Consider the following 8,370-nt stretch of genomic DNA (forward strand, 5'->3'; position numbering starts at 1 on the left):
AGCGCCGCCCGGGCGCTGTCGAACGCGCGGGCCAACGCGGTCGGCTTCGTCCTCGCCAGGCCGCCCCGGCTGCTCAGCTTCGAGCCGTACTTCCGCGAGATCATCGTCGGCGTCGAGGAGGTGCTGGCCGATCGTGGCGTCGCCATGGTGCTGCAGATGGTCAACGACATCGAGACCGAACTGGAGGTCTACGACCGGTGGTGGGGCGAGCGCAGGGTTGACGGAGTCCTTCTGAGCGACCTGCGGCACAAGGATCCCCGGCTGCTCCACCTTCAGAAGATCGGCCTGCCGGCCGCGGCCTTCGGCCTCTCGAAGGCCCAGCCCGGACTCGCGGCCGTGCGTTCCGACGAGGCGATCGCGATGATCGAGATCGTCGACCACCTGGCCGACCTCGGGCACGTCCGGTTGGCCCGGGTGGCCGGCCGGAGGGAGTTCCGGCACACGTCGGTGCGGACGCGGGCGCTGCGGTCGGAGATCGAGCGCCGCGGTCTCGTCGACGCGGGAACCCGGTACGCCGACTACACCGCGGCCGATGCCTCGGCAGCCACCAGTTCCCTGCTGTCAGCTCCCGGCCCCACCCCGACCGCGATCATCTACGACAACGACGTGATGGCGATGGCCGGAGTACGGACGCTGCGCGAGCGCGGCCTGCAGGTCCCCGCCGACCTCTCGGTCGTTGCCATGGGCAACTCGATCTACTACGACCTGATCGATCCTCCACTGACGGCGAGCGAACGCGACGTCGTCGAGTTCGGAGCCTGCGGCGCCCGCGCCCTCCTCGACGTCCTCGACGGCCAGGAACCCCAGACAGTGCTGACACCACCGGGCCACCTCGTCGCCCGATCAAGCACTGGCCCTGCGCGAGTCGTGTGACTACGTCGCCGTCGCCCCTCAGAGCCGGAGCAACGGGGTGCTGCCCGGCGGGGTGGTGGCCCGAAGGATGAACTGTGGAGCCAAACGGACGCTTCTCGGCGTAGAGCTGAGATTGCGGACCAGCCTGACGGCCTCGCGGCCGATATCGCTGAGGGGTTGACGCACACTGCTGAGTCCCACGAGTTCGGCGGCGGGGCTGTCGTCGTAGCCGGTGACCGCGATGTCTTGTGGGCACCGCAGGCCGGCCGCGGTGATTTCGGCGATGACGCCGAACGCGAGGAGGTCGTTGGCACAGATGATTGCCTGCGGGGGTGGTGTATCAGTCGATGCCAGCAGGTCTCGCGCGGCTTGGCGTCCGGCAGCGACGTCGGTGTCGGTGACGGTGACAACTGGGTGGGCGATGATCCCGTGCGCCCGGCATGCGGTCGTGAATGCCTGGGCCCGTTCGGCGATGCTGGAAATCCCGGCTGCACTGCCGACGAAGGCTGCGGTGGTGATGCCGTTGGCTGCCAGGTGAGCGACAACTTGGGTGATGCCACTGGACTCGTCGACGCCGACGAAGTCGACGTTGTCGACGGCATGACGGTCGATCTGCAGCAGCGGTACCTGGCCGGCGATCGACCGCAGGGCGGTGGCACTGCGCTCGGTGTCGACCGGACAGATGATCAGGGCATCCACCCTGCGGCGCAGCAGTGTGTCGAGCCGGTGGGCTTCTGCGTCGACGTCGTTGCCGGAGTCGCACAGGATGAGGTCCACACCGACGCGCGCGAACTCCTGCTCGACACCTTGCACAACGGCGGGGAAGTAGGGGTTGGTGATCTCGGGGACGAGCATCCCGACGACGCCGGTCGACCTGGTGCGTAGCGATGCGGCGGCAGCACTGGGCCGGTAATTGAGGCGTCGGGAGACTCGTTCCACTTCCCGTTTGGTGGCTTCGCTGACGCCGTACTGGTCGGACAGAACGCGGGATACCGTCGATACGGACACGCCGGCTGCCGCTGCGACGTCCCGGATGGTCACCATGACGAGGTACCCGGCCTTTCTGGATCGGTTGCAGTCAAGAGGCTAACAGCGTGTTCAGGCATGAACGGCGCGTTCGCCGGTGGGCTGCGGCGCAGCCGTTCGTTGCGGACGCACGACCACCTTGCGAGTGGCCGGGTCGGCGTCTCGCGCTCGCTCGAATGCCTGGGTGGCTTCGTCGAGGGTGAACTCGTGGCTGATGATGGTCGACGGCAGGACGCGACCGCTCGCCACCAGTTCGATGACCTCCGGCCAGACGCCAGGGCTGCCGAGGCTGCCGACGAGGACCAGATCGCGCAGGACGAGGCTGTCCAGGTCCACGGGTACGGCCGGTTGCCCGCACAGGCCGAGCACCACGGTTCGACCGCCGTCTGCGGCAGTTTGCAGGGCTGTGGCCGTGCCGGAGGCAGTGCCGCTGGCATCGATCACCTGACCGAAGCGGTCCGGAGAAGTCCCAACGGCCTCGAACCCGAGGCTCGCCGCGAACGCGCGGCGGGCGTGGTGGTGCTCCACCAGCAGCACCGGCCCCATGCCGATGGCCCGCGCCGCCAATGCGCACAGCAAGCCGATCGTGCCGGCGCCGATGATGGCGATCGGGCCGGCAGGTGCCGCCGACAGACGGTGCAGGCCGCGATAGGCGACCGCGAGCGGCTCGATCAGCGCCGCGTCCAGCGGATCGACACTCGGCGGGAGGCGATGAGCCGCCCGCGCCGGGAACACCAGCATGGAGGCCATCCCTCCGGCGCGATTCAGGATCCCCGTTTCGGTGCGGTCCGGGCAGAGGTGATAGCTGCCCGCACCACAGGTGGCGCAGGCACCGCAACCGACCGAGCACTCGCCCACAACGCGGTCACCGACCGCGAAGCCGGTCGCCCCGGGCCCGACCTCGTCGACTATGCCGGTCCATTCGTGGCCGGGCACGATCGGGTACTTCGCGCCGCCGTCGGTCAGATACCCCATCGTGCCGGCCAGCAGTTCGAGGTCGGTACCGCAGACGCCGACGGCGTCAGGGGTGATGAGGAGTTCACCAGGCCCCACCGTTCGGCCGGTCTGGGGTCGGATGCGCAGGTCGTTCGGGCCTAGCAGGACGGCCTGTCGATGTGCGGCAGGGTTCACTGCTGCCTCCAAGGAAGCGCCGGCGCGTGACTGCCCGGTCGGCGCTGGGTCGGTGTGCTGGTGCGGCCGAAGTGGCGTCACAATCCGCGACGCGTTGTCGGGAACGATACCGGAAATCTACTCAAACTAGTGCAGGGAGGGTCGGCAATCTTCTCGTAATTTGCCTGTTGCCTAACGAGATCCGCGCTGTCATGCTGCTCGGTATCGTTCTCGAAGATTCACCAGAGCACCAGAAGCTCGATAGCCACTAGGGACCGTTCGAGGTTCGCCGCCGGGTCAGACCGAGGAGCATCCGATGCCAACTTTCGTCAGCGAGCGGCACAAGCCGCGCTCGCTGCCTGGCTCGACCCGTCGGCCGTCTCGCCTCAGCCGCACCCAGCGGCTGCGTCGCGACCGTTCCATGCTCCTGATGGTCCTGCCGGCCGGATTGCTGCTGCTGGTGTTCACCTACGTGCCCTTGCTGGGCAACGTGATCGCCTTTCTGGACTACCAGCCCTATCTACCGATCGATCAGGCGCCCTGGGTCGGCTTCGCGAACTTCCAACTCCTGTTCACCGATCCGGCCTTCTGGGGCGCGGTGTCGAACACCCTGCAGATCACCTTCCTGCAGGTCTTCCTCGCCTTCCCGGTGCCGATCGCACTAGCGCTCCTGCTGAGCTCGTTGATCAGCTCGCGGGTCAAGAAGGTCGTGCAGACCGTCGTCTACCTGCCGCACTTCCTGTCCTGGGTGCTCGTCGTAGCCCTGTTCCAGCAGGTGCTCGGCGGCTCGGGGGTGGTGAATCAGTTCCTGTCCCAGCAAGGACTGCACTCGATCGGCTTCATGACCACTCCGGAGACGTTCAAGCTGCTGATCGTTGCCCAAGGCGTGTGGAAGGACGCCGGCTGGGCGACGATCATCTTCCTCGCCGCGCTGACCGCGATCGACGATGCCTTGTACGAGTCGGCCGCGATCGATGGCGCGGGCTGGTGGCGCCGGCTCTGGCACGTCACGCTGCCCGGCATCCGGCCGATCATCGCGATCCTGCTGATCCTGAACCTCGGCCAGGCGCTCAACGTCGGCTTCGAGCAGATCCTGCTGCAACGGGCCAACGTCGGTCCGGACGCCGCCGAGGTCCTGGACACCTACGTGTATTTCCACGGCATCGGCGACGGCAACTTCGGCCTGGGCGCCGCGGCCGGCCTGTTCAAGGGCGTGGTCGGACTGATCTTGATCCTGGTCGCCAACAAGGTCTCCCATCTGCTCGGCGAACAGGGGGTGTATTCGCGGCAATGAGCACAACAGATGCCCGGCCGGTCTGGGCCGGAAAGCCTTCGGTACCGACGCGGGTGATCAAGGCGATCGTCCTGATCGTCGTCGCGGTCGTCGTCTTGTTCCCGTTCCTGGTGGTCGTCTCCACCAGCCTGGCCAGCCAGGCCGACCTGACCGCCAACGGTGGATTCATGATCCTGCCCGACAGCTTCACCTTCGAGGCCTACCGGGCCATCCTGTCCGGTGGCGTGGTGACCAAGGCCGTCCTGGTCAGCGTGTTCGTCACCGTCGTCGGAACCACGCTGAGTCTGATCTGTACGACGTTGGCCGCCTACGGGCTGACGCGACGCGACTCGTTCGGCCACCGGCCGATCCTGACCTTCTTCCTGCTGACGTTCCTGTTCACGCCCGGCATCATCCCCAGCTACCTGATGGTCAAGCAGCTGGGCCTGATCGACAACGTATGGGCGCTGATCCTGCCGTCGGCGATCAGTGCCTTCAACCTGGTGATCGTCCGCGGCTTCTTCATGGGCATCCCCGAAGAACTCCTCGACGCGGCCCGGATCGACGGTGCGGGCGAGTGGCGCATCTTCGCCACCATCGTGGTGCCGCTGTCCCGGGCGGTGCTCGCCGTCGTCGGCCTGTTCTACGCGGTCGGCTACTGGAACGCCTTCTTCAACGCGATGCTCTACCTCAACGACACCACCCGCTGGCCGCTCCAGCTGGTCGTCCGAACCTATGTGCTGCAGGGCAACCCGATCCTCGACGCCTCCGGAGACGCGGGGTCGCAGCCACCCACTCAGGCCGTCCAGATGGCTGTCGCAGTGCTCGCCCTGCTGCCGATCGCCATGATCTTCCCGTTCCTGCAACGCAACTTCACCAAGGGCGTGCTGACCGGCGCGATCAAAGGCTGAGCACCCCACCCGTCCAAGCTTCAAGGCAAGGAGCTTTCCCATGACGACACCTCCGCTCACCGAAGGTCTGGGCCGACGCGGCCTGCTGGCCGCGGGCGCCGGCCTGCTCGCTACCGCCGGCCTCACGCTCCCCGCGCAGGCCAAGCCGCTGTCGGCCTACAGCAAGCAGGGCATCGGTCCGGGCTCCACGAAGGAGGAGATCGAGACCGCCCTCGACGCGTTCTTCGACTCCGCCGAACCGGCACTGACCATCCCACCCATGGACCTGCCGATCAGCTACGAACGCCAACTCACGCACGGAACCCGCAAGGCGATCATCTTCGAACCGGGCGCCCGGCTCTTCTTCAACACCTTCACCGCACCCGCCTTCACCCTCTACACCGAACCGTTGTGGACCGAGCCCGTCAGCAGCATCACTCACGTCGACAACGTCAATCTCGTCGACGATCCCGCTCACGACCCGGCCAGCTTCAACACCGTCGCCCGGGTGCAGCTCGCCGGTGCGCACGCAGTACGGAAGGGCGACCGGTTCCGGCTGATCTCGGACGATGAGGTCTACGAGTCGCTGCATGGCGGGACTCCGCCCGGGGGCGCGAAGCGGGCTCGGCTCGGTGAGGTCGTCACCGCCGGCCTCGACAGCACCGGAACAACCGTCTCCTTCACCTCCCCGCTGAAGGAGACCGGCTACCAGACCAACGTGCGGCTCTGCGCCCTGGCCGATGCCCGGGTGGATCTGATCGGTGGCAGCTGCGACTACGACGACAGCGCGGCGACGACAGAGGGCATCTTTCCCGTCATCCAACTGGAGGGGCTGACGGGCAGCAGGATCGTCGGTTTCTCCGCGCAGCGGTTCATCGCCTCGGTGTTCTACCTGATCGGCTGTGTCGACATGCAGGTGATAGCGCCGACCTTCCGCAATGGTCTCCTCCAGGTCTCCCTCAACCACTTCGGCTACGGCCTGGAGGACTGGAGCGGTCTGGGGACGACAGTCGTCGGCCCGAACAGCCTCAACGTCCGCCACGCCATCGACACCGGCACCTTCTCGCAGGAGGCCAACCTCCCCGGTCGCCGCACCCATCGGCACGGCCGTACTCGCGGCCTCACCGTGTCCGGAGGCAGTGGGTCGGCCGGTCCGAACTCGCCCACCTCGACGCATGACGAGGCTGACGGCGCCACCGTGACCGGTTACACCGTGTTCGACATCTACCAGGGCGCCAGCTCCGCCGGTCCCGCGTTCACCATGCGAGGTAAGAACACCTCCCTCACGGGTTGCCGTTCGGCCAACACCCGTGTCGGGCTCTACCTGGCCACGTACCTCAACGGCTCGGTGAAGGACACCGACGTACTGGACTGCCAGACCCGGGCACTCATGTTTGCCTCCGGCAACTGGCAGGTCCCGCTCGACACCCACGGCTCCGTCATCGGCAGCCGATTCTCCGTCCTCAACGGCGACTCACCGGTCTGGTATGTCAACACGCCGCTGTTCGGCGCCGGCATCCACGGCGAACTCCAGGACGTGCTCCTGGCGGCCCGTTCCACCCGGCAGCAGGCCTACAGCCGCGTCTCCCAATTTCTTGCCCCTGGCAACTGGCAGGTCCGCGACCTCACCATCGATCTGCGCGACCTGAACCCGGCAACGCTCAACGGCGCCGCCACCGGATTCACCGGAGCAACCGGCATCATCCCGTTCTACTTCCAGGTGGACGGCGTGACTCTCGACATCGAGAACCTCACCATCCTGGCCGGCCGGAACAGCATCACCCGGCTGATCGACGGCGCACCGGCGACGCTGCCCAACACGTCGGTACGGATCCGCAACCTGTACTACGAGGGCGACGCGCCGATCGCCAGCGGCGGCGGGCTGTCGTCGGGCAACAAGTTCGGCATCAACTGGTCGAAGTTCACCTCGGGGCAGGTGTCCGTCAGTGGGCGCAGGCTCTGGGGCACCGGCGGGGACAAGCTGCGCGGGCGCACCAATGACGAGTACACCAACTTCTTCGGCCAGGGCGCAGCCGCCGCGACGGTACCGGACCTGCAGGGCCTCGCCGACGACCACGTCACCCTTCGATTCGGCGGCACGGCCGGCGACGTCACCCTGGCCGCCTGGCCCACCACGGCCATGCGCCCGGGCCAACGCGTCACGATCGTCAACGGGTCGAACGGCGTCATCTCCTTCCCCCTGCCCGCCTACTCCATCCCAGCCGGCGGCACGGCCACCTTCGTGCTGTCCGACAACCGCAATCCCCTGCTGGAGTCCCGCTCGTCCGGGTCCAGGTATCTGCGATCCACCACCGCCACCGCGGTCACGGTCGGCAGCCTCAACGAAGAAGGCCTGGTCACCCTCGCACCCACCGCGGTGACCGTCACCTTGCCCAACAACCTGCCCCGCGGCACGGAGTACCAGATCACCCAGAACGGCGACGGGCAGATCATCGTGACGCCGGCCACCGGGGCCATCGTGAACAACCTCGCCGGCCAGACGAAGTCCGCCGGCAAGTACGCCCGACTCGACCTCCGCGTGGCAACGAACGCCGACGGCGCATCGGCCGCCTGGGTCCTGTCCGGCGACACCGCACCGTAACGGTCCACACCGACCAGTAAGACCGACCGAAAAGGAACGGATCATGCCCACTAGCGAACCGGCACCGACCAGAGTCCCACGACGCTCGGTGCTTCTCGGCGGGGTCGCCGGCGTCGGCGCCGCAGCCTTCGGCGGCACACTGTTGACCGGCTGCTCCGGAAAATCGGCCACGCCGACCGCGGCGTCCGGCGGCCTGAAGAACGCCCTGCCCACCTACTCGGCGATCACCTCCGACGCACCCCCGATCAAGCCGGGCAGCGGCGACGGCCTGGTGATGGCTGTCTACGACGCCTACCCGAAGGATCCGTTCTCCCGCCTGCCCGGTCCGGTCGGCGACGGCAAACCGACTAGCGCCTTCATGGTCACCTACAGCGCCCTAGGGCCGCCGAAGGACCAGAACGCCTACTGGCAGTCCATGAACAAGCAACTCAATACCGACCTCAGCCTCAACATCGTGGCCGGCTCCGACTACGCGACGAAGATCGCCGCACTGATCGCCGGTGGGACCCTGCCCGACATCGTCCAGGTCCAGACCAACACCGCCGGGCTGCAGCGGCTACCCGACATCGCCAAAGCCAAGTTCATCGACCTGGGCCCTCACCTGTCCGGCGACAAGG

6 protein-coding genes and 1 pseudogene are annotated in these 8,370 nt (G+C 67.2%); 5 read left to right on the forward strand and 2 right to left on the reverse strand.

Features of this window, described 5'->3' with window-relative positions:
- Nucleotides 1–873, forward strand: an 873-nt coding sequence (locus tag VFG33_RS14240) for a LacI family DNA-binding transcriptional regulator (RefSeq protein ID WP_325026452.1), incomplete at its 5' end; no start/stop codon positions are given.
- Between the two features lie 18 nt (nt 874–891).
- On the opposite strand, the gene VFG33_RS14245 is transcribed toward VFG33_RS14240, so the two are convergent.
- Nucleotides 892–1,896, reverse strand: coding sequence for a LacI family DNA-binding transcriptional regulator (locus VFG33_RS14245; protein WP_325026455.1), 1,005 nt, complete (start codon nt 1,894–1,896; stop codon nt 892–894).
- A gap of 54 nt (nt 1,897–1,950) precedes the next feature.
- Nucleotides 1,951–3,009, reverse strand: a complete 1,059-nt coding sequence (locus tag VFG33_RS14250) for a zinc-dependent alcohol dehydrogenase (RefSeq protein WP_325026458.1) — start codon at nt 3,007–3,009, stop codon at nt 1,951–1,953.
- A 295-nt stretch (nt 3,010–3,304) separates the two neighbouring features.
- Between VFG33_RS14250 and VFG33_RS14255 the strand changes: the two genes are divergently transcribed.
- The 4 genes and pseudogenes from VFG33_RS14255 to VFG33_RS14270 form a co-directional block, all read left to right on the forward strand.
- A complete protein-coding gene (locus VFG33_RS14255) occupies nt 3,305–4,282 on the forward strand; it encodes an ABC transporter permease (protein ID WP_325026460.1) in 978 nt (325 codons plus the stop codon).
- Entirely contained in the window at nt 4,279–5,172 is an 894-nt protein-coding gene (locus VFG33_RS14260; protein WP_325026462.1) for a carbohydrate ABC transporter permease, read from the forward strand. Before VFG33_RS14255 ends, VFG33_RS14260 begins: the two co-directional genes overlap by 4 nt.
- Before the next feature lie 40 nt (nt 5,173–5,212).
- Nucleotides 5,213–7,753, forward strand: a complete 2,541-nt coding sequence (locus VFG33_RS14265; RefSeq protein WP_325026466.1) for a hypothetical protein — start codon at nt 5,213–5,215, stop codon at nt 7,751–7,753.
- A gap of 43 nt (nt 7,754–7,796) precedes the next feature.
- Nucleotides 7,797–8,370: pseudogene (locus tag VFG33_RS14270) on the forward strand (hypothetical protein); the annotation flags it as partial.

Origin of the sequence: Kribbella sp. (assembly GCF_035687465.1) — a bacterium.
Taxonomy (GTDB): Bacteria; Actinomycetota; Actinomycetes; order Propionibacteriales; family Kribbellaceae; genus Kribbella.

Coding starts and splice junctions, on each gene's coding strand:
- VFG33_RS14245 (WP_325026455.1), bottom strand. CDS start 1,896: ATGGTGACCATCCGGGACGTCGCAGCGGCAGCCGGCGTGTCCGTATCG.
- VFG33_RS14255 (WP_325026460.1), top strand. CDS start 3,305: ATGCCAACTTTCGTCAGCGAGCGGCACAAGCCGCGCTCGCTGCCTGGC.
- VFG33_RS14260 (WP_325026462.1), top strand. CDS start 4,279: ATGAGCACAACAGATGCCCGGCCGGTCTGGGCCGGAAAGCCTTCGGTA.
- VFG33_RS14265 (WP_325026466.1), top strand. CDS start 5,213: ATGACGACACCTCCGCTCACCGAAGGTCTGGGCCGACGCGGCCTGCTG.